At 68.5% G+C, this 25,947-nt stretch carries 25 protein-coding genes and 1 tRNA gene; 14 read left to right on the forward strand and 12 right to left on the reverse strand.

The genetic code is table 11. The features are described from left to right. Positions 1-32 precede the first annotated feature (32 nt). From L8K25_RS15210 to glpX, 3 genes are all read left to right on the forward strand, one after another. The gene (locus L8K25_RS15210; RefSeq protein ID WP_242139822.1) at positions 33-701 is read left to right on the forward strand and encodes a pyrimidine 5'-nucleotidase; all 669 of its coding nucleotides are present in this window, start codon (positions 33-35) and stop codon (positions 699-701) included. Then, positions 698-1,522, forward strand: a complete 825-nt coding sequence (gene dapD / locus L8K25_RS15215) for a 2,3,4,5-tetrahydropyridine-2,6-dicarboxylate N-succinyltransferase (protein ID WP_242139823.1) — start codon at positions 698-700, stop codon at positions 1,520-1,522. The genes L8K25_RS15210 and dapD overlap by 4 nt, the downstream gene beginning before the upstream one ends. 210 nt (positions 1,523-1,732) lie before the next feature. Next, positions 1,733-2,704 carry a class II fructose-bisphosphatase gene (glpX, locus tag L8K25_RS15220; RefSeq protein WP_242139824.1) on the forward strand — a complete coding sequence of 324 codons (972 nt, stop codon included), beginning with the start codon at positions 1,733-1,735 and terminating at the stop codon, positions 2,702-2,704. A gap of 126 nt (positions 2,705-2,830) precedes the next feature. On the opposite strand, the gene L8K25_RS15225 is transcribed toward glpX, so the two are convergent. The 7 genes from L8K25_RS15225 to gluQRS all read right to left on the reverse strand — a co-directional run bounded on the left by L8K25_RS15225 (position 2,831) and on the right by gluQRS (position 8,576). After that, positions 2,831-3,700 (reverse strand): 3-hydroxyacyl-CoA dehydrogenase NAD-binding domain-containing protein, encoded by an 870-nt coding sequence (locus L8K25_RS15225; RefSeq protein ID WP_242139825.1) that lies wholly within the window; start codon positions 3,698-3,700, stop codon positions 2,831-2,833. Between the two features lie 37 nt (positions 3,701-3,737). Further along, positions 3,738-4,505, reverse strand: coding sequence for a class I SAM-dependent methyltransferase (locus tag L8K25_RS15230; protein ID WP_242139826.1), 768 nt, complete (start codon positions 4,503-4,505; stop codon positions 3,738-3,740). Continuing rightward, the gene (gene egtD, locus L8K25_RS15235) at positions 4,502-5,479 is read right to left on the reverse strand and encodes an L-histidine N(alpha)-methyltransferase (protein ID WP_242139827.1); all 978 of its coding nucleotides are present in this window, start codon (positions 5,477-5,479) and stop codon (positions 4,502-4,504) included. The genes L8K25_RS15230 and egtD overlap by 4 nt, the downstream gene beginning before the upstream one ends. Continuing rightward, positions 5,479-6,738, reverse strand: coding sequence for an ergothioneine biosynthesis protein EgtB (gene egtB / locus L8K25_RS15240; protein WP_242139828.1), 1,260 nt, complete (start codon positions 6,736-6,738; stop codon positions 5,479-5,481). Before egtB ends, egtD begins: the two co-directional genes overlap by 1 nt. Before the next feature lie 73 nt (positions 6,739-6,811). After that, a complete protein-coding gene (locus L8K25_RS15245) occupies positions 6,812-7,396 on the reverse strand; it encodes a cob(I)yrinic acid a,c-diamide adenosyltransferase (protein WP_242139829.1) in 585 nt (194 codons plus the stop codon). Positions 7,397-7,445: 49 nt separating this feature from the next. Beyond that, a complete protein-coding gene (locus L8K25_RS15250) occupies positions 7,446-7,688 on the reverse strand; it encodes a twin transmembrane helix small protein (protein ID WP_242139830.1) in 243 nt (80 codons plus the stop codon). 9 nt (positions 7,689-7,697) lie between these two features. After that, positions 7,698-8,576 (reverse strand): tRNA glutamyl-Q(34) synthetase GluQRS, encoded by an 879-nt coding sequence (gene gluQRS / locus L8K25_RS15255; RefSeq protein ID WP_242139831.1) that lies wholly within the window; start codon positions 8,574-8,576, stop codon positions 7,698-7,700. A gap of 186 nt (positions 8,577-8,762) precedes the next feature. On the opposite strand from gluQRS, the gene L8K25_RS15260 reads away from it, so the two are divergent. The 3 genes from L8K25_RS15260 to ppc are packed head-to-tail and all read left to right on the forward strand — an operon-like array spanning position 8,763 to position 12,496. After that, the gene (locus L8K25_RS15260; RefSeq protein ID WP_010162002.1) at positions 8,763-9,329 is read left to right on the forward strand and encodes an HNH endonuclease; all 567 of its coding nucleotides are present in this window, start codon (positions 8,763-8,765) and stop codon (positions 9,327-9,329) included. Positions 9,330-9,373: 44 nt separating this feature from the next. After that, positions 9,374-9,778 (forward strand): calcium-binding protein, encoded by a 405-nt coding sequence (locus tag L8K25_RS15265; protein WP_242139832.1) that lies wholly within the window; start codon positions 9,374-9,376, stop codon positions 9,776-9,778. A gap of 39 nt (positions 9,779-9,817) precedes the next feature. After that, on the forward strand, positions 9,818-12,496 hold the full coding sequence (ppc, locus tag L8K25_RS15270; RefSeq protein WP_242139833.1) for a phosphoenolpyruvate carboxylase: 2,679 nt from the start codon (positions 9,818-9,820) through the stop codon (positions 12,494-12,496). Between the two features lie 175 nt (positions 12,497-12,671). On the opposite strand, the gene L8K25_RS15275 is transcribed toward ppc, so the two are convergent. The 4 genes from L8K25_RS15275 to L8K25_RS15290 all read right to left on the reverse strand — a co-directional run bounded on the left by L8K25_RS15275 (position 12,672) and on the right by L8K25_RS15290 (position 16,606). Further along, entirely contained in the window at positions 12,672-13,292 is a 621-nt protein-coding gene (locus tag L8K25_RS15275; RefSeq protein ID WP_242139834.1) for a YbhB/YbcL family Raf kinase inhibitor-like protein, read from the reverse strand. A 55-nt stretch (positions 13,293-13,347) separates the two neighbouring features. Beyond that, entirely contained in the window at positions 13,348-13,743 is a 396-nt protein-coding gene (locus L8K25_RS15280; RefSeq protein ID WP_242139835.1) for an acyl-CoA thioesterase, read from the reverse strand. Continuing rightward, positions 13,740-14,315, reverse strand: coding sequence for a DedA family protein (locus L8K25_RS15285; RefSeq protein ID WP_242139836.1), 576 nt, complete (start codon positions 14,313-14,315; stop codon positions 13,740-13,742). Before L8K25_RS15285 ends, L8K25_RS15280 begins: the two co-directional genes overlap by 4 nt. A gap of 197 nt (positions 14,316-14,512) precedes the next feature. Beyond that, the gene (locus tag L8K25_RS15290; protein WP_242139837.1) at positions 14,513-16,606 is read right to left on the reverse strand and encodes a S9 family peptidase; all 2,094 of its coding nucleotides are present in this window, start codon (positions 16,604-16,606) and stop codon (positions 14,513-14,515) included. A gap of 226 nt (positions 16,607-16,832) precedes the next feature. Here L8K25_RS15290 and L8K25_RS15295 point away from each other — a divergent pair, with 226 nt between their 5' ends. Further along, positions 16,833-17,903: a DUF4118 domain-containing protein gene (locus L8K25_RS15295; protein ID WP_242139838.1), complete on the forward strand. Its 1,071-nt coding sequence runs from the start codon at positions 16,833-16,835 to the stop codon at positions 17,901-17,903. A gap of 250 nt (positions 17,904-18,153) precedes the next feature. Continuing rightward, the gene (locus L8K25_RS15300; RefSeq protein WP_242139839.1) at positions 18,154-19,947 is read left to right on the forward strand and encodes an aminopeptidase P family protein; all 1,794 of its coding nucleotides are present in this window, start codon (positions 18,154-18,156) and stop codon (positions 19,945-19,947) included. On the opposite strand, the gene L8K25_RS22730 is transcribed toward L8K25_RS15300, so the two are convergent. Beyond that, positions 19,937-20,062 (reverse strand): hypothetical protein, encoded by a 126-nt coding sequence (locus L8K25_RS22730; protein ID WP_277923679.1) that lies wholly within the window; start codon positions 20,060-20,062, stop codon positions 19,937-19,939. The genes L8K25_RS15300 and L8K25_RS22730 overlap by 11 nt on opposite strands. Positions 20,063-20,130: 68 nt before the next feature. Here L8K25_RS22730 and L8K25_RS15305 point away from each other — a divergent pair. From L8K25_RS15305 to L8K25_RS15330, 6 genes are all read left to right on the forward strand, one after another. After that, positions 20,131-20,205, forward strand: a tRNA-Thr gene (locus L8K25_RS15305). A gap of 135 nt (positions 20,206-20,340) precedes the next feature. Continuing rightward, complete coding sequence (locus tag L8K25_RS15310) at positions 20,341-21,081, forward strand: hypothetical protein (RefSeq protein WP_242139840.1); 741 nt, start codon at positions 20,341-20,343, stop codon at positions 21,079-21,081. A gap of 10 nt (positions 21,082-21,091) precedes the next feature. Then, positions 21,092-22,603, forward strand: coding sequence for a TolC family protein (locus L8K25_RS15315; protein WP_242139841.1), 1,512 nt, complete (start codon positions 21,092-21,094; stop codon positions 22,601-22,603). Next, positions 22,600-23,637, forward strand: a complete 1,038-nt coding sequence (locus L8K25_RS15320; protein WP_242139842.1) for an HlyD family secretion protein — start codon at positions 22,600-22,602, stop codon at positions 23,635-23,637. The genes L8K25_RS15315 and L8K25_RS15320 overlap by 4 nt, the downstream gene beginning before the upstream one ends. Continuing rightward, entirely contained in the window at positions 23,634-24,770 is a 1,137-nt protein-coding gene (locus tag L8K25_RS15325) for an ABC transporter permease (protein WP_242139843.1), read from the forward strand. Before L8K25_RS15320 ends, L8K25_RS15325 begins: the two co-directional genes overlap by 4 nt. Next, positions 24,767-25,885: an ABC transporter permease gene (locus tag L8K25_RS15330; RefSeq protein WP_242139844.1), complete on the forward strand. Its 1,119-nt coding sequence runs from the start codon at positions 24,767-24,769 to the stop codon at positions 25,883-25,885. Before L8K25_RS15325 ends, L8K25_RS15330 begins: the two co-directional genes overlap by 4 nt. The last annotated feature ends 62 nt before the right edge of the window (positions 25,886-25,947 follow it).

Consider the following 25,947-nt stretch of genomic DNA (forward strand, 5'->3'; position numbering starts at 1 on the left):
CCGCCACGCGCCCTGCGCTTAGAGCCGCGCGCATGCTCGCGCGCCTCGCCTCTATCCGCAATTGGGTTTTCGATTTGGATAACACGCTGTATCCGGCGTCGGCGCGGCTGTTCGACCAGATGGACGTCAAGATGACCGCCTATGTCGCGCATGCGCTGGGAGTCGATCTGGTCGAGGCGCGGCGGATCCAGAAGGCGTATTTCTTCGATCACGGCACCACGCTCGCTGGGCTGATGGCCGAGCACGGCGTCGATCCGCACCATTTCCTCGCCGACGTCCACGACATCGAAATGGACGTGCTCGACGAAAACGCCCCGCTCGCCGCCGCGATCGCGCGATTGCCGGGGCGCAAGATCATCTTCACCAACGCCGATACGCCTTATGCGACTCGCGTGCTCGACCGGCTCGGGCTCGGCGAGAGTTTCGAGGCGATCCACGACATTCACGCGATGGACCTCAAACCCAAGCCCAACGCTTCGGCCTATGCCGGACTGTGCGCGGCGTTCGACATCGACCCGACCGAGTCGCTGTTCGTCGAGGACATGGCGCGCAACCTCGCGCCTGCCAAGGCGATCGGCATGACGACGGTGTGGATCGACAATGGCTCCGAACAGGCCGCCGCCGAGCAGGACCGCAGCTTTATCGACTTCACCACGCCCGATCTGACGGCGTGGCTTCACGACATCATGGGGGACGCATGACCGACTTGCAGACGACGATCGACGCGGCATGGGATGCGCGCGACACGATAAGCTTCGAGACCAAGGGTGAGGTTCGCGACGCGGTCGAGACCGCGCTCAACCAGCTTGATTCAGGGACGGTGCGCGTTGCCGAGCCCGATGGCGAAGGTGGCTGGCGCGTCAACCAGTGGCTCAAGAAGGCGGTGCTGCTGTCGTTCCGCCTCAACGACATGGCCGAGATCGCGGGCGGTCCCGACGGCGCGCATTGGTGGGACAAGGTGCCCTCCAAGTTCCACGGCTGGGGGTCGGCCGAATTCCGCCAGGCGGGGTTCCGCAGCGTGCCCGGTGCGATCGTCCGGCGTGGCGCGTTTATCGGCAAGGGCGCGGTGCTGATGCCGAGCTTCGTCAACCTGGGGGCCTATGTCGGCGAGAATTCGATGATCGATACCTGGGCGACGGTCGGCAGCTGCGCGCAGATCGGCAAGGGCGTCCATATCTCGGGCGGTGCCGGGATCGGCGGCGTGCTCGAGCCGCTCCAGGCGGATCCGGTGATCATCGGTGACGGCGCGTTCATCGGTGCGCGGAGCGAAGTCGCGGAGGGCGTTCGCGTCGGCGAAGGTGCGGTGCTCTCGATGGGCGTCTATCTCGGCGCGTCGACCAAGATCGTCGACCGTGCGACCGGTGAGGTGTTCCGCGGTGAAGTGCCGCCTTATGCGGTGGTCGTCCCCGGCAGCATGGGCGGCGGCGACGGCAAGCCATCGTTGTATTGCGCAGTGATCGTGAAACGCGTCGATGCGCAGACCCGCTCGAAGACCAGCATCAACGAATTGCTGCGCGACTGACTTCTTAGCCCCTCCCCCTCGGGGGAGGGGTTGGGGTGGGGCAGTCCAGCAGAGCTAAGCTCTCTGCGAGGCACAGCCCCACCCCCAACCCCTCCCCTGAAGGGGAGGGGCTTGAGAAGGCAGCCTCCCTGAGAGGGGCGCCCGCCCCCAACCTCGACATCCTTTGCCTCCCCGCTTAGTCCACCCGACAAACGACAAAGAGGATACCCGATGACCGCAGCTACCCGCTCCAAGACGCTCGACCGCGTGCTCGTGCTCGAAATGGTCCGCGTGACCGAGGCGGCGGCGGTCGCTGCCTCCACCCTCACCGGTCGCGGGGACGAAAAGGCGGCCGATGCCGCCGCGGTCGAAGCGATGCGCGCCGCGCTCAACGAACTCTACATGGACGGCACCGTCGTGATCGGCGAAGGCGAGCGCGACGAAGCACCGATGCTGTTCATCGGGGAAAAGGTCGGCTCGGCGATCGGCAAGGGCCCGAAGATCGACATCGCGCTCGATCCGCTCGAAGGCACGACGATCTGCGCGACCGCCGGCCCCAACAGCCTCGCGGTGCTCGCGATCGCCGAGGAAGGCGGGCTGCTCAACGCCCCCGACGTCTATATGGACAAGATCGCGTGCGGCCCGGGCTATCCCGACGGGATCATCGACCTCGACAAGACCCCGACCGAGAACGTCCGTGCGCTTGCGGCGGCGAAGGGTGTCGACCCCAAGGAGATCATCGCCTGCGTGCTCGATCGCCCGCGCCATCAGAAGCTGATCGCGGAACTGCGCGAGCTCGGCTGCGGGATCATGCTGATCGGCGACGGCGACGTCGCGGGCGTGATCGCGACGACCAATCCCGATACGACGATCGACATCTACATGGGGGCCGGCGGTGCACCCGAGGGCGTCCTCGCCGCGGCGGCGCTGCGTTGCGTCGGCGGGCAGTTCAAGGGGCGGCTCTTGTTCCGCAACGACGACGAGCGCGCGCGGGCGGCCAAGTGGGGCGTGACCGATCTCGACAAGCAGTACGACCTGACCGAACTCGCGCGCGGCGACTGTATCTTCGCGGCGACGGGCGTGACCGACGGGTCGCTGCTCGCGGGCGTGAAGCGCAAGGGCAAGATCATGACGACCGAAAGCGTCGTGATGCGCGCAAGCTCGGGCACGGTGCGCTGGGTCAAGGGCGAACACCGGATTTGAGGTGAATCTTTAGCCCCTCCCCCTCGGGGGAGGGGTTGGGGTGGGGCCGTGCAGCCGAACCAACGCTGGTAACCTGTACTGCCCCACCCCCAGCCCCTCCCCTGAAGGGGAGGGGAGATTCCCGGTTCACCGCGTCGGCACGGGCTCCGCGCCGGAATAATCATAAAACCCGCGCTTCGTCTTCCTCCCGAACCACCCCGCCTCGACGTACTTCACCAACAACGGCGCAGGCCGGAACTTCGGATCCCCCGTCCCCTCGAACAGCACCCGCGTAATCTCCAGACACGTATCCAGCCCGATGAAATCGGCGAGCGTCAGCGGCCCCATCGGATGGTTGAGCCCCAACTGGCACGCGACGTCGATATCGCGCACCGTCGCCACCCCCTCGCCCAGAGCAAAACACGCTTCGTTGAGCATTGGCATCAGCACGCGGTTGACGATGAACCCCGGCGCATCATTGGCGTGGACGATCTCCTTGCCGAGCGTGCGCCCGAACGCCTCGACCGCCGCCACCGTCGCATCGGACGTCGCGAGGCCACGGATCAGCTCGATCAGCCCCATCACGGGCACCGGATTGAAGAAGTGGACGCCCATGAACCGCGCCGGATCGGGCGATGCCTGCGCGAGGCGCGTGATCGGGATCGACGAGGTGTTCGACGCCAGGATCGCGTCCGAGGCGAGCACCTTGCCGACCTCGGCGAAGATCGCGCGCTTGATCTCCTCGCGCTCGGTCGCCGCCTCGATCACGAGGAACGCCGGCGCCATCGCGGACAGGCCCTCGACCGGCTCGATCAGGCCAAGCGCCGCATCGCGCGCCTCCGCAGTCATCTTCTCCTTGGTGACGAGCCGGTCGAGCGCCTTGGCGATCCCCGCCTTGCCCGCATCCGCGCGGTCCTTCGACACGTCGCTGAGCAGGACGTGGAACCCCGCCTGCGCCGCAACCTGTGCGATCCCCGCACCCATCTGGCCCGCGCCGATGACACCTACCGTCTGCATATCCTGTCCTTTGCTTGATTTGACGCCGCTTTAGGGGTCAGCCGATGCGGCGGCAATCATAGCCCTTGGTGACATAGGGAAAGGCGACGGGATCGTGCTGCAGCGCGGGCGTCGCGGCGATCAGGTCGCGGACCTGCGAGACGACCTCGGCACGCGCTTCCCCGGACAGGGTAGCGATGAAACTGGTCGACAGCGTGCGCCCCACCACGACGTCCTCCACCGTACCAAGATGCGCGTACGGCCATTCGCTCTCTTCGAGCGGCGAGAAGCCTTCCGCGGGAAAGACGTCGCGCCAGGCATCGGCCCGTTCGCGCAACGCGGTGCCCTGATGCGCATTGGTCCGCGCCGACAGCTGCTCGACCCAGCCGACCGATTCGTCACGCAGGTTCCACACCAGCCCGAGCGCCCCGCCGATCCTGAGCACGCGCCGGATTTCCGCCATCACCGCGGGAGTCGCGAACCAGTGGAACGCGGTCGCGCAGACCACCGCATCGACGCTCGCATCGGGGAGCGGGATCGCCTCCGCCTGCCCGACCAGCGGTCGCACCCCGGGAAAGCCGGCGACGAGGTGATCGAGCATCGCCGCGATCGGTTCGAGCGCGAGGATATCCGCCCCGGTCCCGACCAGCAACGCTGTGAACTTGCCCGTCCCTGCACCGATCTCGAGCACCGTCCGGCCAGGCGCTATACCCAGCCGATCGCGCATCCAGTCCACGATTGCATCGGGATAGCCCGGGCGGCTCGTCGCATAGACGTCCGCCGCCCGGTCGAACCCGGTCGCCGCGACCGGATGCAGCGGTATCACGGCGCGAGGCGGGCGGGCTGTGCCTCCGCGAGCAGCACTGCGAACCGCCCCTCGGGGTCGGTCCATTCGCCGACCGGCGTCCACCCGCCCGCGCGCAGCAGGATCCGCGCGTCGCGTGCACCGAACTTGTGGCTGTTCTCGGTGTGGATCGTCTCGCCCGCCGCCATGTCGAACGGCCGGCCCTCGACCGTGAAGGTCACGTCGCGGGTCGCCTCGAGATGCATCTCGATCCGCGCGCGATCGTCGTTCCAGATCGCGCGGTGGCGGAACGCGTCGAGCGGGATCGTGCCGTCGAGCTCGCGGTTGATCCGCTCGAGCAGGTTGAGGTTGAACGCCGCGGTCACGCCCTGCGCATCGTCATAAGCGGCTTCGAGCGTCGCCTGGTCCTTGATCCGGTCCATCCCGATCAACAACATCGCACCTTCGCCGAGCGACTCCTTCATTGCGCGGAGCAGGTCGGTGCTCGAATGCGGGATCATGTTGCCGATCGTCGAACCCGGGAAGAAGCCGAGCTTGGGCGTATCCGCAACCTGCGCGGGGAGCGAGATCGGGTGCATGAAATCCGCCTCGACCGGGAGCACGGACAGGCCGGGGAAGGCATTCGCGAGCACCGCCGAGGATTCGCGAAGGAAATCGCCCGAGATGTCGATCGGCACGTAGGCGGCCGGATCGACCGCTTCGAGCAGGATCGGCGTCTTGGTCGACGACCCCGAGCCGAACTCGACCACCGCGCGACCCTTGCCCGCGATCCGCGCGACATCGCCGCAGCACGCGCGCAGGATCGCGGTCTCGGTCCGCGTCGGATAATATTCGGGAAGATCGGTGATCTGCTCGAACAGCTCCGACCCGCGCCGGTCGTAGAACCAGCGCGCCGGGATCGCGCGGGAGCGAAGCGCGAAGCCACGCAGAACGTCGTTGCGGAACGCTGGGTCGGCGAGGCTCGCCTGCCCGTCCTCGATTTCTGGCTTAAGCATTAGAAATCCTTGGCAAGTCGGACGCCGGTGAACTGCCAGCGCTGATGCGGATAGAAGAAATTGCGGTACGAGGCGCGCGCATGGCCGCGCGGGGTCGCGCACGATCCGCCGCGCAGGACGCACTGCCCACTCATGAACTTGCCGTTATATTCGCCGACCGCGCCTTCGACCGCACGGAACCCCGGATAGGGGCGATACGCGCTCCCGGTCCATTCCCACACGTCGCCGAAGAAGGCCGGGCCGCCGGTCGACGGGCGCGGCTCGACCGGGCCGGCGGTGTCGAGCTGGTTGCCGCCGAGCGGGTCATGGCCCGCCGCCGCAGCTTCCCACTCCGCCTCGGTCGGCAGCCGCGCGCCCGCCCAGCTCGCATAGGCATCCGCCTCGAAGAAGCTGACGTGCGTCACCGGCGCTGCCGGATCGATCGCGCGGCGCCCGTCGAGCCCGAACCGAGTCCATGCCCCGTCACGCTGCTCCCAATAGAGCGGTGCGACGATCCGCTCGCGCTTCACCCATGCCCAGCCGTCGGACAGCCAGTGGCGCGGCTCGGTGTACCCGCCATCCGCGATGAACGCCGCCCATTCCCCATTGGTCACGGTACGATCCGCAATCGCATGCGCGCTGAGCAACGTCTGGTGGCGCGGCCCTTCGCAGTCGAACGAGAAGCCGTCGCCATCATGCCCGATCGCGACGATCCCGGCGGCATGCTCGATCCATCCGACCGGGCGCGGCATCTCCACCGGCACCTTGCGCGCGGCGGGCCAGATCGCGGGCTCGACCGGGTTCTGCGCCATCAGGTGCAGGATGTCGGTGACGAGCAGCTCCTGATGTTGCTCCTCGTGATGGCACCCCAGCGCGATCAGTTCCTGCGCCGCCGCGGGGAGGTCGGGCAGTGCCGCGAGCACCTGCGCATCGACATGCGCGCGATATGCCAGCACTTCGTCGAGCGCGGGCCGCGTCACCATCCCGCGCCGGTTGCGCGCATGGCGCTGCCCCTCGGCTTCGTAATAGCTGTTGAACAGGAACGGGAAGCGATCGTCGTACAGCCGGTAGCCGCCGACGAAATCGCGCAGGATGAAGGTCTCGAGGAACCAGCTGGTGTGCGCCAGATGCCATTTGGCGGGCGACGCGTCGTCCATCGACTGCGCGGTCGCGTCCGCATCCGACAAGGGCGCGACCAGCGCGACGGTCAGATTGCGGACGGCCTGGAAACGCTCGGTGAGCGCCGAAGCGTCAGTCCTGGGGGCAGTCCGTGTCGCCATCGCCTCGTCCGTTCCGGGTAGAAGTTCGCCCCGCTGCGGGGTCATCGCACGGGCCCGTGCCCGCCGATCCACATCAGCGGGTAGCACCCGGTCGCCAGAGAACGTCGCCACCGGCATTTTGGTTCACCACACGCGCGGCGACGAACAAATAATCCGACAGCCGGTTGAGATAGGCGAGCGCGAGCGGATTGAGCGCGACATGCCGCGCCGCGCCGACCGCAGTGCGTTCCGCGCGCCGCACGGTCGCGCGGGCGACGTGCAGCGCCGCAGCGCCAGGTGTTCCGCCGGGCAGAATGAAGCTGGTGAGCGGGCTCAACTCGCCGTTCATCCGGTCGATCTCGGACTCGAGCCGGTCGACCTGCGCCGCGACGACCCGCAGCACCATGTCGGACGGGGCAAAGTCCTCGCCCGGCGTGGCAAGGTCCGCGCCCAGGTCGAACAGGTCGTTCTGCACCCGCTCCAGCAGGGCGACGAGCCAGATGCCCGCGACACCGGTATCGCGCACCGCGACCGCCGCCACGCCGATCAGGCTGTTCGCCTCGTCGACATCGCCGATCGCGGCCATGCGTGCGTCGTCCTTGGCGACACGCGAGCCATCGACCAGTCCGGTCGAGCCGTCATCCCCGGTGCGCGTGTAGATGCGGTTGAGCTTTACCAAATCCCGTCCCCCTCACCCGGCCCTGCCCCGGGCCGAATGTCGTGTCGGCTCAGCTCTTTCCCGCGAGCCACATCAGCAGCACGACCAGGAAGATCGCCACCGCCTGAAACATGATGCGATATTGCATCATCTTGTTCGACTTGACCGCCGAGGGGCTGATCCCGTCCGCACTCCCCGTCCCGTCGCGCGCCTGCTGGCTCGCGCCGAGCAGGAACACCACCAGTCCGCGGACCAGAACGACGACCGTGGCGATCATCGCCGCAATCAGCAGGATTGTCAGGAAAGTGCTCATGCCACCAACTTAGGCGCTTGCCGCCAGAAAGCCAGTGGTCAGAATGTCCGAGGGCAGCCGCCCCGCGCGCAACAGCGTCGCGAGCGCGCGCCCGTCGTCGCCGCGCAGACGCAGGCGTTCCAGGCTCGGCGAACCGTTGCGCTTGGCGAGTCGCGCGCCGGTCGCGTCGGTCAGCAGCGCATGATGCCGGTAGAGCGGAGTCGGCAACCCGAGCAGCGCCTGCAGCAGCCGGTGCACGTCGGTCGCGGCGAACAGGTCGACCCCGCGCACCACATGCGTGACACCCTGCGCGGCATCGTCCATCGTCACCGCGAGATGATAGCTGGCGGGCGCGTCCTTGCGCGCGAGGACGACATCGCCGTGCCGCTCGGGATGCGCGACCACGTCGCCCGCGATCTCGTCGGTCCACTCGAGCGGCCCTGCGCGTTCCGCCGCCGCCGCCATGTCGATCCGCCACGCATGCGACATCCCCGCGTCGATCCGCGCCGCGCGATCGGCGGAGTCGCGGTGGCGGCACGTTCCCGGGTAGACCGCCTCCAGGCCGTGCGGCGCGGACAGGCTCGCGGCGATTTCGGCGCGCGTGCAGAAGCACGGATACAGCAGCCCCATCGCGCGCAACCGATCGAGCGCGGCGGCATAGCGGTCGAGCCGAGTCGACTGGAACAGCACCGGCCCGTCCCATTCCAGCCCCAGCCAGCGCAGGTCGGCGAGGATCGCGTCGACATGCTCGGGCCGGCTGCGCGTGCCGTCGATATCCTCGATCCGCAGCAGGAACCGTCCCCCCGCGCGCTGCGCCCGGTCATGCGCCTGGATCGCCGAAAACGCATGGCCGAGATGCAACCGCCCGGTCGGGCTGGGAGCGAAACGACTGGTGGTTTTCGCGCTCATTTCGGCGGCGCAGACCGCAGCCCGGAGGTCGATCCTTGGTTGCAAATCGGCATTGCCCCCCTTGACCGCGAGTCGCGCGCTGTGCTGAACTTGTTAACGAAAGGCGTCGCTGTCATCACAGCGTCATCCTAAACGGCAAGAAGCCGCGCAGGAAGTGCCACTCGACTGAGGAAAAGGGGGGCTCGCATGTACCATCCCGATCTCATCCGCCACCCCGATGGCTGTCCCGCGCTCGTGCTCAACGCGGACTACACCCCGCTGAGCTATTATCCGCTGTCGGTCTGGCCATGGCAGACCGCGATCAAGGCGGTGTTCCTCGACCGGGTCGACATCGTCGCGGAATATGAACGCGAGGTGCGCAGCCCGACGCAGCGGATCAAGCTGCCCTCGGTCATCGCGCTCAAGCAATATGTCCGGCCGAGCGCCTTCCCCGCCTTCACCCGGTTCAATCTGTTCCTGCGCGACAAGTTCACCTGCCAATATTGCGGCGCGGGGCATGAGCTGACCTTCGACCACATCGTCCCGCGTGCCCAAGGCGGGCGGACGACCTGGGAAAACGTCGCGACCGCCTGTTCGCCGTGCAATCTCAAAAAGGGTGGCCGCACCCCGAAACAGGCGGGCATGCCGCTCCACATCGACGCGATCCGGCCGACCAGCTGGCAGTTGCAGGAGCATGGCCGGCGCTACCCGCCGAATTTCCTGCACGATACATGGCACGACTGGCTCTATTGGGACGTTGAGCTGGAGGCTTGACGTGTCTTGCACGCTCGCCGACCCTTTCGGTCCGGGAGACGACGATGCAGCATATGGGTGTTCTGGGGCTTGCCGCCCTTTTGCTGGCGACGGCGGCGTGCCAGCAGCCGACCGCGAGCGATGATGCGCTCGCCGATTTCGAACCGCCCACGCTCGCCAAGCGCGACGAAGTGCGCCAGTTGCTCGAAAAGCGCTTTGCCGAACGCGACGTCGACGGCGACGGCCGGCTGACCAAGATGGAACTGGGCAATGCCCGCGCGGATCGGATTGCCCGCGCGGATACCGACCAGGATGGCGCGATCAGCCGCAGCGAGTTCGTCGCGCGCGGGCTCGCCCGGTTCGATCGGGCGGATGCCAATCATGACGGCATGGTCACCAACAAGGAACAGGATGCCGCGCGCGCCGCTGACGGCGCGACCGCGACGCCGGCGCAAACCCGCGCACAGTGATGGTTGACCCGGGGGGTGTTGCGATGCAGCATCCCTCGCATGGCTGACCTCCCCTCGATCACCAACAATCCCGACATCCGCTTCCTGGGCAAATTGCTCGGCGACGTGATCCGCGCCTATGGCGGCGAAGCGCTGTACGCGCGTACCGAATCGATCCGGGCGGCTTCGGTCGAACGGCACCGCGGAGCGGATGCGGGCGACACCGCCGACCTCGGGCTCGACCAGCTCGACCTGGACGAGACGCTCGATTTCGTCCGCGGCTTCATGCTGTTCTCGATGCTCGCCAACCTCGCCGAGGATCGCCAGGGAATTGCCGCCGAACAGGGGGCCGACCTTGCCTCCGCGCTGGAGCGGCTGGCGGGGGAAGGGATCGACCGGCCCCGGGCGATCGCACTGCTGCAGCACGCGCTGGTCGCCCCGGTGCTGACCGCGCATCCGACCGAGGTGCGGCGCAAGTCCATGATCGACCACCGCAACCGCATCGCCGCGCTGATGCAGCTGCGCGACGGCGGCGCGACCGACACGCCCGATGGCGACGATATCGAGGAAGCGATCCTCCGCCAGATCGCGCTCCTGTGGCAGACCCGCGTGCTGCGGCGCGAACGGCTGTACGTCACCGACGAGGTGGAAACCGCGCTCAGCTATCTGCGCGACGTGTTCCTGCCAGCGCTGCCCGCGCTGTACCAGCGCTGGGACCGGGCGCTGGGCGGGCGGACGCCCGGCTTCCTCAAGCCCGGCAGCTGGATCGGCGGGGATCGCGACGGCAACCCGTTCGTCACCGCCGACAGCCTGCGCGCCGCGCTGGCCAAGGCGAGCGAGGCGGTGCTCGGTTATTACCTGGAGGGCGTCCACGCGCTCGGCGCGGAACTGTCGATCTCGACCAACCTCGCCCCGGCCGACGCCGCGGTCGCGGCGCTGGCCGATGCGAGCGGGGACACGTCCGAAAGCCGCAGCGACGAGCCGTATCGCCGGGCGCTGTCGGGGATCTATGCCCGCCTCGTCGCGACGCACCAGGCGCTGACGGGCAAGCCGGCCCCGCGCCTCGGCCCGCTCAAGGGCGAGCGCTACGCCGATCCGCAGGCGTTCCGCGCCGACCTCGTCGTGATCGCGCGGGCGCTGGCGGCGGGGGGAGACGGCGCGCTGTCGTCGGGTGGTGCGCTCGGACGGCTGATCCGCGCGGTCGAGACGTTCGGCTTCCACCTCGCCACGCTCGACCTGCGGCAGAACAGCGCGGTGCTCGAACGCGTGGTCGCCGAACTGCTCAAGGTCGCCGGCGTCGAGGACGACTATCTGGCGCTGACCGAATCGCAGCGCGTCTCGCTGTTGCGGCACGAACTGTCGAACGCCCGCCCGCTGGGGAGCGCGTTCGCGGCCTATTCGGACGAGACACAATCCGAACTCGCGATCCTGCGCGCCGCCGCGACCGCGCACGCGACCTATGGCACGGCGTGCATCGTCCAGCATATCGTGTCGATGGCACAATCGGTGTCGGATCTGCTCGAGCTCAACGTGCTGCTCAAGGAGGTCGGCCTGTATCGCCCGCACGGCGACACACCCGATGCCGCCATCATGGCGGTGCCGCTGTTCGAGACGATCGGCGACCTGGAGGCCGCGCCCGACATCATGACCGAATGGTTCGCGCTGCCCGAGGTGCGCAGCGTGACCGCCAAGCGCGGCTATCAGGAAGTCATGATCGGCTATTCCGATTCGAACAAGGACGGCGGCTACCTCACCTCGACCTGGAGCCTGTCCAAGGCGTCGACCGCGCTGCGGGGCGTGTTCGCCGAGGCCGGTGTCGGGATGCAGCTGTTCCACGGGCGCGGCGGCGCGGTCGGGCGCGGCGGCGGCTCGGCGTTCGCGGCGATTCGCGCGCAGCCGTTCGGCACGGTGCAGGGACGCATCCGCATCACCGAACAGGGCGAGGTGATCGCGGGCAAATATGGCACGCGCGAAAGCGCGATGACCAACCTGGAGGCGATGGCGTCGGCGACGCTGCTCGCCAGTCTCGAGCCGGAGCCCTTGTCCGCCGCCGACACGCGGCGCTTCGCTGCCGCGATGGACCAGCTGTCGACCAGCGCGTTCGAAGCGTATCGCGGGCTGGTCTACGGGACCGAGGGGTTCCGCACCTTCTTCCGCGAGATGACGCCGATCGCCGAGATTTCCGGGCTCAAGATCGGCTCGCGTCCCGCGAGCCGGACCAAGAGCGACCGGATCGAGGATTTGCGCGCGATTCCCTGGGTGTTCAGCTGGGCACAGGCGCGCGTGATGCTGCCGGGCTGGTACGGCGTCGGGCAGGCGCTCGACTCGTTCGCGGACAAGGGGCTGCTCCGTGAGATGGCGCAGGGCTGGCCGTTCTTCGCCGCGACGCTCGCCAATATGGAGCAGGTCATCGCCAAGTCGGACATGGGCATCGCCGCGCGCTACGCCGCGCTGGTCGAAGACCGGGCGCTGGCGGACGCGATCTTCCCGCGGATCGCGGGCGGGTGGCGGCAGGCGCATGACGGGTTGCTCGCCGTGACCGGGCAGTCCCGCCTGCTCGAGGCGCATCCCGCGCTGGAGACGTCGATCCGGCTGCGCCTGCCCTATATCGAACCGCTCAACCGGTTGCAGATCGAACTCATCAAGCGCCGCCGTGCGGGCGACGCGGACGAGCGGATCGGCGAAGGCATCCTGCTGTCGATCAACGCGATCGCGACCGCGCTGCGCAACAGCGGGTGAGGCGCCTCCCCCGCAACCTACTTCTGCTTCCCCGGCGAAGGCCGGGGCCCAGTCGAGGAACGGAAGATTGCGGGCGGCGACGCGCCGTTGCTTCGGTCATCGCGACTGGGCCCCGGCCTTCGCCGGGGAAGAAAGTAAGGGGAACGCGACCCGCCGTCAGCCCCGACGAAAGGCGTCAGGCGACCACCGGCACGCCATCGTCCGGCACCACGCCAGCAGGCTCGCCCCGCGAATACAGCCCGACCAGCACGCCAGCGCCGATCACATGCCCCGCAATCGCATTGAGCACTGCCCCGCGCCCCGGCCCGTCACCCAGGTCCTCCGCCACGCAATCGAGCGCGAACAGCTGGAAGACATAGCGGTGATCGCCATGCCCGGTGGGCGGATCGGGCGCGAGCCAGCCCTGCGAGAGATAGGAGTTGCGCCCGACCCCGCCACCATCGGGATGCGCATCCGCGACGATCGCGCCTTCCTCGATCCGCCCCGCGTCGGCGGGCAGGCCCCACAGGATCGCATGCACCAGCGGTGCGGGCGTCGGCGAATCGGCATCCTCGACCACCAGCGCGACACTCAGCGTCCCCGACGGCACCGCGCCCCAGGTCAGCGGCGGCGAAACGCCGTCGCCGTCGGCGGTAAAGCGCGGTGGAATGCGCCCTTCGTTCGCGAACGCTGGACTGGTGACCTCGATCGTCGCGAAATCGCGACCGAGCACCGGCTCCGCGATGATCAGCTTGTCCGCGCCAGCGCGGACGTTGCGCAAGGCGGCACCGAGCCAGTGGGGAAGATGTTCGAGCATCGCATCAATCCTTGAAACCTGAAGCTTCAAGCCTCCGCAGCCCCAAGCGGTTCCGTCAGGCGGATAAAAACGGCGCGGCGATCTCCTCGCGCACCCGCAGCAACCGCCCGGTCACGCGGTCGATCAGCGCCCAGGTCGTCACCGCCTGCACCTTGACCTTGCCGTCCGCCCCGAGGAACCGGACATGCCGGTCGAACCGCGCGCCGGTCGGCGGCGCGGGGACCCACGTCTCGCCGGTGACGGTCTCGCCCGCCGCGACATTGCCGCAGTAATCGATCTCGTGCCGGGTCACGACCCAGACATAGGCCGCCTGCTGTTCGGGCGGGGCAATCGCCTGCCAATGCGCGACCGCGATTTGCTGGATCCAGCGGACCCATACCGCATTGTTGACGTGGCCGAGTTCGTCGATGTCGTCGGGCGTCGCGGTGATCAAAAGCGTGAAGCGCGTCATGCCGCCTGTGTGCGCCGCCCGCGCCACCAATGCCAGAGGCCGAGCACCAGCGCGATCGCGACGACCACGCCGCCGACGATCAGGATCGCATGCTTGTCCGGAAGGAAGCGCTCGATCAGTTTTTCGAAACTGTGCCCGAACAGATAGCCGATCCCGGTGAACACGATCCCCCAGACGATCGCCGCGACGAGATTGATCATGACGAACAATTTGGTCGAGACCTTGGTCGTGCCGATCGCGATCGGGCTGATCGTGCGGAAGCCGTAGATGAAGCGGAACGCGAAGATGAACCCGATCGGATAGCGTTCGAGCAGCCCCAGCGCGCGTTCGAAGATCGGCTTCTCGCGCGCGCGGCGGACCCACGGCTTGTCGCGGAAATACCGGCCGAGCGAGAAGAAGGTCTGGTCCGCGACGAACGACCCCGCCGCCGCCGCCACCATCGCGCCGGGGAGCGGGAACAGCCCCTTGTGCGCGAGCAGCCCGCCCGCGACGACGACGGTCTCGCCCTCGATCCCGGCGCCTGCGAACAAGGCGATGAGGCCGTAATGCTGGATGATGGATTCGATCGACATAGGCGGCTCAAATCCGCGCGCGCCCCGATGTTCCCCGGCGACGGCAGGGGCCGGCAAAAGCCGCGCGACCGTCACCCCGGCGAAGGCCGGGGCCGCCATGTTATCTGGCACCGGCGACGATACAGCACTCTACCGCCGCGCCAAGGTAACGAGACGGCCCCGGCCTTCGCCGGGGTGACGGGTCTATTGCTCAGCCCTTACCCCTCGATGCCGAGCTGCCACAGCACGAACGCATGTTCCTCCGCGCCCTCGCGCAGCGATTCGAACCGCCCCGACTTGCCGCCATGCCCCGCGCCCATGTTGGTCTTGAGCAGCAACACGTTGTCGTCGGTCTTGGTCGCCCGCAGCTTGGCCGCCCATTTCGCGGGTTCCCAATAGGTCACGCGCGGGTCGTTAAGCCCGCCCGAGATGAACATCGGCGGATAGGCTTGCGCCTTGACCTGATCATAGGGCGAATAGCCGCGGATCAACTCGAACGACGCCTTGTCCTCGATCGGATTGCCCCATTCGGGCCATTCGCCCGGCGTCAGCGGCAGCTCGGCGTCGAGCATGGTGTTGAGCACGTCGACGAACGGCACATCGGCGATCACCGCGCCCCACAGCTCGGGATCGGAATTGACGACCGCCCCCATCAGCTCGCCGCCCGCCGAACGTCCCGCGATCGCGATCTTGCCCGCGGCAGTCCAGCCGTCCGCGACCAGCCCTTTCGCAACATCGACGAAATCGTTGAACGTATTTGCGCGCTTCTCGAGCTTGCCGTCGAGATACCATTGCTGGCCGAGATCGTCGCCGCCGCGAATATGCGCGATCGCATAGGCAAAGCCTCGATCGAGCAGCGACAATCGCCCGGTCGAGAAGCCCGGCGGAATCGCGTAACCATATGCGCCGTAAGCATAAAGGAACAACGGGCGCGACCCGTCCCTGGGGAAGTCGGCGGGATAGACGATCGACACCGGCACCTCGGTCCCGTCACGTGCGGCGATCTTGAGGCGTTCGGTGCGATATTTGGCGGCCTGATAGCCCGAGGGAATTTCCTGGACCTTGAGCGTGGTCAGCTCGCCGGTGGCGACGTCATAGTCATACTCGGTCCCCGGCGTGACCATCGATTCATAGCCGACACGCAACACGTCCATCGCATATTCGGGATTATTGCCGAGCCCCGCGTCATAGCTCGCCTCGGGGAAGCGGATCCGCTGCGGCGCGATCCCATCGTCGTAGCGGTGGATCTCGATTTGATCGAGCCCGTCCTCGCGCCCGTCGACGATGAAGAAATCGCGGAAACAGTCGATCCCGGTCATGTAGAAATGCCGCGACGGCGCGATCTTCTCGACCCATTCGCCCGGCGCCGAGATATGCGCGGTGCACAGCCGGAAATTGGGATCGGTGTCGTTGGTGTGGATGAACAACGTGTCGCCGTGCATGTCGACGTCATATTCGCGCCCCACTTGCCGCGCCGACACCAGCAACGGCGTCGCGAGCGGATCGGTCGCGGGGAGAAGGTAGATTTCGCTCGTCACATGGTCGCCGCTCGACAGCACGATCCACTTGCGGTCGCTCGTCTCGCTGACGCCGACGCGGAAGCCTTCGTCGGCCTCCTTGAACAATTCCACATCGTCCGCGATCGGCGTGCCGAGCCAGTGCAGCCGCGCGTTGTCTGTGCGCCACTGGTCGTTGGCGAGACCGTAGAGGAAGCCCTTGTCGTCCGCGGTCCAGACGATCTCGGACAGCATGCCCGGGATGACATCGGGCAGATGCTCGCCGGTGGTCAGGTCCTTGACGCGAATCTCGAACCGCTCCGAGCCATTGTCGTCGATCGCATAGGCGAGCAGCCGCCCGTCATTGCTGATCGAGAAGGCGCCCAGCCGGAAATATTCCTTGCCCTCCGCCAGCACGGGCTCGTCGAGGATCAGTTCGTCCTTGCTCGTATCGGTGCCCGCGGCGACCGGGCGACGCCACCACTTGCGATACTGCCCGCCGGTCTCGAACGCGGTCCAGTACAGCCAGTCGCCGTCCTTCTGCGGGACCGACGAATCGTCTTCCTTGATGCGGCCCTTCATCTCTTCGTAAAGCCGGTCGACCAGCGGGCGGTGCGGCGCCATCACGCTTTCGAAATAGGCGTTTTCCGCCGCCAGATAGGCGAGCACGTCGGGATCGGTCACCTCGGGATAGCCCGGATCCTTGATCCACGCATAGGGGTCCTCGATCGTGATGCCGTGCGCGGTGAAGCTGTGCGGACGCTGCTCGGCAACGGGGGGCGTCGGGAGTGTGGAGGGCGATGGGCTCTGGGTCATTCCCGTCTCTTAAGCATGCCGGTGCGGCTTGTCGAAGCCCTGCGAACCGAACGATCCTCAACCCGGTTGCGGTTGACATGGGTTGGCGACGTCTTGGTTACGATCGGGCAACGATGCGGCCCGGCATGGCCTGTGGGGTGACGCAGGATCGTGCTAGTACCCCGATCCGTCCCCCAGTGCCTCGAGGATTTGCTCATCAGCCAGCCCAGCCGATCGCCCGTCTCCTGTGCTGCGGCGGGTCGCGATGCCCGATAGGCGCGCGACGTTCCTCGAAAAACTCCCGCTGCTCGGGACACGGCCGATCGTTCGCTACACGCTGGCGGCGGCGCTGTCGGTCGGCGCGTGCGGGTTGCGCAGCGGGCTCGACCCGTGGTTTCCGCCGGGCTTCCCGTTTCTCACCTTCTTCCCCGCGGTCATCCTTTCCGCCTTCGTGCTCGGGCGCGGTCCGGGGATTCTTTCGGCGATCCTGTGCGGGTTGATGGCGTGGTATTATTTCATCCCGCCCTTCTTCAGCTTCAATATTGGCCAGGGGACGACCACCGCGCTTGGTTTTTATGTGGCGGTGGTGGTGGTGGACATCACGCTGGTCCACTGGATGCAGAACGCCAACCACCGGCTACGCCGCGAACGCGAGCGCAGCCATGCGCTCGCCGACACCAGCGCGCGGCTGGCCGAACGCAACGAGCTGCTGTTCCGCGAACTCCAGCACCGCGTCTCGAACAACATCCAGACGGTCGGCGCGATACTGACGCTGCACCGCCGCGGGGTCGACCATGATCTGGCCAAGAAGGCGCTCGACGATGCCGCCGCGCGGATCGGGCTGATCGGGCGAATCCAGCGGCAGCTGTACGACATCGACGGCAAAAATACCGATCTCGCGGCGTTCATGCAGGCGTTGATCAACGATCTTGCCGAGTCCGACGGCCGCGTCGGCATACGCTACGATGTCGCGGTCGCGCCCGGAATCGTGCTGCACCCCGATGCGCTGATCCCGTTCGCGCTCATTCTCGCCGAAGCGGTCGCCAATGCGAGCGAACACGGCTTCGCCGATCGCGCGACGGGGGTGATCCGGATCGCGCTCGACCATGCGCCGGACGGCATGGTCCTGCGGGTCCGCGATGACGGCGCGGGGCTGCCCCCGGGGTTCGCGGTCGCGGGCAGCACCAGCCTCGGCCTCAAGATCGCGCTCGCGCTCGCACGGCAGCTCGACGGCACCTTCGACGTGCTGCCCGCGAGCGGCGGTGGCACGACGAGCGTGCTGACGATCCCCGACCGGGTCGCGCTGCCGGACGGGTGAGGCCGGGGGCGCACCATCTATCTTCCCGTCACCCCGGCGCAGGCCGGGGCCGCCACGTTGAAGCACGTGACCGAGGATGCAGCGCCTCGTCGCCCACTCGCGCCCGGGCAACCAGACGGCCCCGGCCTTCGCCGGGGTGACGGACGAGACGACGCCTTCACCACCGCCCCCGAGGTTCCCCTCGCAACCTGCCCGCGGCTGGCCTATTCTCGCCTGCCCAATGTTCAGCACAGCCGGAAAGCCCTCGCCGATGTCCACCCACGCCGCCCGCCTAGCTGCCCTGCGCGACCAACTTCGCCGCGACCGGCTCGATGGCTTCGTCGTCCCGCTGACCGACGAGCATATGTCCGAATATGTCGGCGGCTATGCGCAGCGGCTTGCCTGGCTGACCGGGTTCCAGGGCTCGGCCGGGAACGCGGTCGTCCTCCCCGAGGCGGCGGCGATCTTTACCGATGGGCGCTACACGCTGCAGGTGCGCGAGCAGGTCTCGGCGGACGATTGGCAGTTCGTCGCGGTGCCGCAGACGAGCGTCGCGGCATGGCTTGGTGACCATGCCGCGAACGGCGCGCGGATCGGCTACGATCCGTGGCTCCACACCCGCGCCTGGGTCGAGGAAGCGCGCGCGAAACTCGCCGCCCGTGGCGCCGAGCTGGTCGCGGTCGATACCAACCCGGTCGATGCGGTGTGGCCCGATCGCCCGCTCCCCTCGCCCGCCCCGCTGACGGTGCAGGACGACGCGCAGGCCGGCGCGACCTCGGCCGCCAAGCGCGCGCAGGTCGCGGACTGGATCGCCGCCGAGGGGGCCGACGCAGTGGTACTGACCGCGCTCGATTCGATCGCATGGCTGCTCAACGTGCGCGGCCGCGACGTCGCGCACACCCCGGTCGCGCTCGCTTATGCGATCGTCGCGGCGGACGGCACCGCCGACCTGTTCATCGCGCCCGACAAATTGACCGACGCGGTCCGCCAACATCTCGGCAATGCGATCCGGCTCCACCCGCGCGATGCCTTCGCCGAGGCGTTGCGCGGCCATGCCGGCAAGACGATCGCCGCCGACCCGAACGGCGCGGTCGCGGCGATCTTCGACACGCTCGAGGCCGGCGGCGCGACCGTGTTGCCGCGTCGCGAGCCCGTGCTGCTCGCCAAGGCGACCAAGAACCCGGTCGAGATCGCCGGACACCGCGCCGCCTCGGTGCGCGACGGCGCGGCGCTCGCGCGCTTCCTGCGCTGGGTCGAGGCGGAAGCGCCCAAGGGCGGACTGACCGAGCTCGATTGCGTCGCGCGGCTCCAGCAGTTCCGCGAAGCGACCGGCGTGTTGCTCGACACCTCGTTCGACACAATCTCGGCGACCGGCGCGCACGGCGCGAGCCCGCATTACCATTCGACCCCCGAATCGAACGCGCCGCTCGAACTGGGGCAGCTCTATCTGGTCGATTCGGGCGGCCAATATGCCGACGGCACGACCGACGTGACCCGCGTCCTGCCGATCGGCACCCCGACCGCCGAGATGCGCGATCGTTTCACGCGCGTGCTCCAGGGACATATCGCGCTCGCGACCGCGGTCTTCCCGGTGGGGACGACCGGCGGGCAGCTCGACGGCTTCGCGCGGCGCCCCTTGTGGCAGGTCGGGCTCGATTACGCGCACGGCACCGGCCACGGCGTCGGCGCGTATCTGTCGGTGCACGAAGGCCCGGCGCGAATCGCCCAGCCCTTCTATCCGGGCGGCGGCCCGGCCGAGCCGCTCCGCGCGGGCATGATCCTCTCGAACGAGCCGGGCTATTACAAGGCGGGCGAATACGGCATCCGGATCGAGAATCTGGTGCTGGTAGAGGAGCGCAGCTTCTCGGACGGCGCGCCCTTCCTCGGGTTCGAGACGCTCACCTTCTGCCCGATCGAGCGCAGCCTGATCCTGCCCGAATTGCTGTCACAGGCCGAGCGCGCCTGGCTCGATGCCTATCACGCAGAGGTGCTGGCGGTGTTGAGCCCCGAACTCGACGCCGACGAGCGCGCATGGCTGACGGAGAAATGCGCGCCTATTGCTTGATGTCCTCGGCCCGCGGCGCAGGCTCGGCGGCGCGGGCCTGCGCCTTGCGCCGCTTCAGGTTTTCCCGCAGCGCCGCCGCCAGCCGCTCGGCCTTTTCGTCTTTTGTGTCGGCCATCGTGCATGTGCTCCTTGACATTCGCTGCTCAGCCGTCTCTTACGCCGCTTCCGCTGCAAAGTGGAATTGCTGCCGTAGCTCAGTGGTAGAGCGCATCCTTGGTAAGGCTGAGGTCGTGAGTTCAATCCTCACCGGCAGCACCAGTTTTCTTGACGACCGTGGCAGCGAATGCCCGACCGGGCATTCGCCGCCACGATGCCGCTGGCATTGCGAGGCCGCCGCCGGTATCGCAAGCGCGCGGACGGACGATCGTCCGTTTGACAAAGGGTAGCGCGATCGTGCCACGGGTTCAGCCGGGGTCTTCCGACCTTCTTTCCGACACGTTCGCGATGGTGCGGATCATCAACCTGCCGCACCGTACCGACCGGCGTACCGCTGCGGTTGCCATGCTGCGCGACGTCGGCGCGGTCGCGGACGGCCGGACGATCGCCTTCTTCGACGCCATCCGGCCCGACGACGCCGCGGGCTTCCCGACGATCGGGACGCGCGGCTGTTATCTCAGCCATCTCGGCGCGCTGCGCAGCGCGCGCGACGCGGGCGTCGACTCGCTCCTGCTGCTGGAGGACGACGTCGCCTTCTCGCGATCCGAGATCGCGCGCATGCCGGCGGCGCTCGCGGCGTTGCGCGGGGCGCCGTGGGACATGTTCTACGGGGGCTCGCCAGCGCGCGCAATCGCCACGCCCCTGTCCCCGGTCGCATCGGACGAGCCGCTGCTGCTGGCGCATTACATCGCCTTTTCGAAGCGGACACTGGAACGGCTCGTTCCCTATCTGGAGGCGATTCTCGACCGCCCACCGGGCAGCCCGGAGGGCGGTCCGATGCACGTCGACGGCGCCTATTCGTGGTTTCGCGCCGCGCATCCGGACCTGCGCGCCTTTGCCGCCACGCCGCATATCGCACACCAGCAATCGTCGCGCACCGACATCCACGATCTCGGGGCGAGCGACAAAAGTACGATGCTGCGGCCGTTTCTTCAGGTCGCCCGCGCCATTAAGAACGGCCTTCGCAACCGCAGCTAGGGCCCGATCGATGCAACGCCCCGACAGAGTATCGTCCGGGCAGGTCCTGCCGATCGTGAAGGGGGTCGTCAGCCTGCTCGCCGCCGCCGTGCCTGCCGGCGTCTGCGCCCAGACCGCGCTCAGCTTCGACGCGGCGCAGGCGCGGTTCGAGCGGACCTCGCATGCGGTCAGCGCGGCCGACCACGGCGTCGCCGCCGCGAAATCGGCGACGGATGCGCTCAAGACGCTGCACCGCCCGATCGTCACCGCCGCGGCGCAATATCTCGAATATCAAAAGACGCTGTCGGTCGATCTGACCGGCGTGAAATCGGACACGCTGGGCAATACCCAGGATTTCCTCGCCGGCCTGCCCGGATCGGTCCCGCCGGCCTATCAACAGATCGCCAGCGAGATCACCGGGCGGCTGTCGCAGGCCCTGCCCGGCCTGTTCGAGGCGATCCCCGACCAACTGAGCTACCGCTTCCGCCAGGACGTGTTCCGCCCGACCGTGCAGGGGGCGATGCCGCTCTATACCGGGGGCGCGATCCCCGCGATCCAGGGGGCCGCGCAGGGCGGCGTCACGATGGCCGAGGGCCGGCGCGCGCAGGTCGTCGATCTCGCGCGGATCAACCTCATCCGCGCCTATTTCGGACAGCAGGCCGCCGCCGGGCTGTACGACTCGGCCCGACGCAGCCGCGCGGCGCTCGATCAGGTGCTGGCCGATTCGCGCAAGCTCGAGGCGGCGGGGGTCATCCCGCACGCCCGCACGCTGGAGGTACAGGTCGCGCGCGATACCGCGGACCGCGTGTACCAGCGCGCGGACCTGTCCTATGCGACCGCGCGCGACGAGCTGGCGCGGCTGCTCGATCTCGCGGGCGAGGCGTTGCCGACCACCGCGCTGTTCGTCCGCACCCGGCCGCTGGCGCCGGCGCAGACCTTCCTCGGCAACGAAGCCAGGACTCCCGAGACCCGCACCGCCGATGCCGGACGGCAGATCGCGGATGCCGGGGTCGCGCTGGCGCGGTCGCGCCGCCTGCCGCAAGCCTATGCGTTCGGGGAATATACCTTCAATCGCAACAACGCGCTGCCGATCGAACCCGATTGGACGGTCGGGGTCGGGGTCCGCTACACGCTGCTTTCCAACGTCGGGCGCAAGCAGACCGAGACCGCCGCGCGCGAACAGGCCGCCGCCGCCGCCGATACCGCCGCCGAGACCCGCCGCATCGCCACCAGCGCGACGCTGCGCGCGTACAATCTGGTCGAGGGCGCGCGGCGGTCGTTCGTGCTGCTCGACAGCAGCATCGTGGCGGCGCGCGAGAACGTCCGCGTCCAGGCGATTGCCTTTCGCGAGGGCGAAGGCACGGTGACCCCGGTCATCGCCGCGCAGGCCGCGCTGGATGCCGCCGAAGCCCAGCGCATTTCGGTGGCGTACGAATATGACCTGGCGCTGGCCGGGCTGCTCGCCTCGACCGGGCGGCTCGACGAATACAGCGCCTTTCTCGCGCAGGCGGATCAGCGCCTGGTCTATGGAGCCGGACGATGACCGCCCCCGCCGCCAAACCCGCCCCCGAACCAGCCCCGAACCCTGACGCACCCCCGAGCCGCCGCGCGCGCATCCTGCTCTTCGTCGGGCTGGCGATCGTCGTGGTGATCGTCGCGATCGGGCTGTGGCTGGCGAGCCGCCCCGCGCCCGAGCAGATCCAGGGCATGGTCGAGGCGGACAGCGTCAACGTCGCGACCAAGGCGCTCGCGCGGGTCGACCGGTTGCTGGTCGACGAGGGCGCGCGGGTTCGTGCGGGCCAGGTCCTCGCGACGCTGTCGAGCCCCGAACTCGGCAACGCCGAGCGCCAGGCGCAGGGCGTGCTCGACAGCGCGCGCGCCGTATCGGCGGTGGCGCAGGCGGGCGCGCGCAGCGAGGACGTCGGCTCCCTCCGCGCGATCTGGCTGGCGGCGCAGGCGGCGGCAGACCTCGGCGCAACCTCGAGCAGGCGCGCGGACACGCTGTACGCCGAGGGCGTGATCGCCGCGCAGCGCCGCGACGAGGCGCATGCCGCGCGCGACAGCAGCCGCCGCTCGGCCGAAGCGGCACGGCTGCAATATCACAAGGCGCTCGCGGGCACGCGAAGCGAAGAGAAACAGGCGGCCGCCGCGCAGGTGCGGATCGCGCAGGCCGGGCTCGCCACCGCGCAAGCGCTGGTCGGGGAGACGCGGCTGGTGTCGCCGATCGCCGGCGAGGTGTCGCGCAAGCTGCTCCAGCCCGGCGAGATCGTCAGCCCCGTGCTGCCCGCCTATCAGGTGATCGACATCGACCATCCATGGGTCGAGATCACCGTGCGCGAAAGCCAATATGCCGGGCTTCGCCAGGGCAAGACGCTGGTCGGCCACGTCCCCGCGCTGGCGCGCGACGTCGCGTTCCGCGTCAGCCATATTGCCCCCGAAGCCGCGTTCGCGACGGTCCGCGCGACGCGCCAGTCGACCGGCTATGACGTGCGGGCCTTTACCGTGAAGCTGAAGCCGGCCGGCCGGACGACCGATTTGCGCCCCGGCATGAGCGTGCTGTTCGACTGGGCGCGATGACTGCGTTCCGCCGCGCGCTCGTGGGCGAGCTGGCGCATCTCGCGCGCGACCGGTTCGACCTGGCGCTGTTGACGGTGCTGCCGCTGCTGTTCCTCGCGGCGATCGCGGGAATGCTGTCGGGTGGATCGCCGCGCGGGCTCGGGGTGATGATCGTCGACCGCGACCACAGCAGCGTGTCGCGCGCGGTGGTGCGCGCGCTCGGCACGGTCGACGCGCTGTCGGTGGTGGGGGAAACGAGCAGCGCGGCGGACGCCTTCGCCGCGGTCCGGCGCGAGCGTGCGGTGGCGGTGGTGATCCTGCCGCGCGGGCTCGGCCGGACGCGACCGGATGCGGTGCGGCCGACGGTCGAGATCTTCTACCAGACCGCCTTCCTGTCCACCGGTGCGCTGGCATCGGCGCAGCTGCAGGCGACGGTCACCGCCGAACTCGCGCGCCGCGTACCCGACAGCGCGGGGCTGCGCGGGATCGACCTGCTGCGTGCGCCGTTGCCGGGGGCGCAGGTCACCTTGCTGGGCAATCCCGGCGCGAGCCTCGAATGGTATCTCGGGCTGCTGATCGGCCCGGCGATCCTCCATCTGCTGATCGGGGTGACGACCGCCGCCTCGCTCGGGCGCGAACTCGATCACGGCTCGCTCGCGCGCTGGGCGACGACGGCGGGGTCGCCGGTCGCGGCGCTCGCGGGGCGGTTCCTGCCGCATGTCGCGATCGGCACGCTGTGGCTGGCGCTTTGGCTGTTGTGGCTGACGCTGGGCGAGGGCTACCGCTTCTCGGGCGCGATCGGGCTGGTCGTGCTCGGCGGCGCGCTGCTGTTCGTTGCGACGGCCCTGCTCTCCGCGCTGCTCGTCACGCTGACCGGCGAGGTTGCGACGAGCCTGTCGGTCAGCGTCATCTACGCCGGGTCCGCGCTGGCCTATTCGGGCACCTCGCTGCCGCTGACCGGCGGCGCGTGGTTCGCGCGGGCGTGGAGCGCGGCACTCCCGCTGACCCATTATCTGACGCTGCAGATGGACCAGGCGATCGGCGTCACGCTGGGACGATGGGTCGGCCAGGCGGCGATCCTCTGCCTGTATCCGCTGCTCGCCGGCGGTGCGGTCGCGCTGGTACTGCGCCGCCAGCGCGGGCGTACGGCATGAGCTTCCGCCGCGCCTTCGAGGGCACGTTGCTCGAGATCCTGCGCACGCGCGCGCTGCTGTCGGTCGCGGTGCTGTCGGTGCTGTTCTACGCCTTCTACTATCCCGCGCCCTATGCGCATCAGGTGGTCGAGCGGTTGCCGGTCGTGCTGGTCGACGCGGATCACAGCGCCGTGTCGCGCGCGATCCTGCGCAACCTCGAGACCGCGAACGAGATCGTCGTCACTGCCGATGTCCCCGACATGGCGGCCGCCCGTGCGATCGTCCGCGCGCGCCGCGCCGAGGGGATCCTGCTGCTCCCGCGCGGGCTCAGCGCGGCGTTGCTGGCCGGGCGGCCGGGCACGGGAATCGCGGTCTGGCTGAACGGCGCGTATCTGCTGCGCGCCGAGGCGGTCGGCAAGAGCATCGCCACCGCAATCGCGGCGACCGCGCAGCGGGGCCTGGCGCGCCTGCCCGACCGGCTGGCCACCGTGGCGCCGGCCGTCAGCACGCATCCGTTGTACAACACGACCGAGGGATATCGCGATTACATCTTCCCCGCGGTCGCCAACGTGATTTTGCAACAGACGCTGCTGTTCTCGGTCGCGCGGCTCGTCGCGGAACGGCGGCGCAAGGGACGCTGGGCGCGCGGGGGGCGCGCGTTCGTCGGAACATGGGCGGCATGCACGACGATCGGCACGCTGGCGGCGTTGCTGTATTTCGGGCTGGTCTTCTGGTTTCAGGATATTCCGCACGGCGGCAACATCCCCGCGCTGCTGCTGGTCGCCCCGCTGTTCGCCGCGACCGTGGCGGCGCTCGCAATACTGGTCGGCAGCGTCGTGCGCAGCGGCGACGACGCGCTCAAGCTGCTGATCCCGACGTCGATCCCGTTCGTGTTCCTGACCGGATTCGCCTGGCCGCTGTTCGCGATGCCGCCGTGGGTGCAGGCGATCGCCTGGACCATCCCGGTGACGCCGGCGATGCACATCTTCGTGCCGCTCAACCAGATGGACGCGACGCTCGGAGAGGTGCGCGGGGCGGTCCTGATGCTGCTGGCGCAATGCGCGATCTTTGCATTGGTGGGCTATGTCCGGCTCGCGACGACGCCGGTTTTACCGAGTGAGCCGATCACGGTTTGAGAAATTCCCGCCTTTCCTCATTGGCCTGACCGTCCTATCGGCCCGGGGAAGACCGACGCGCC

The organism is Sphingomonas sp. TREG-RG-20F-R18-01, from assembly GCF_022662475.1.
GTDB lineage: Bacteria > Pseudomonadota > Alphaproteobacteria > Sphingomonadales > Sphingomonadaceae > Sphingomonas.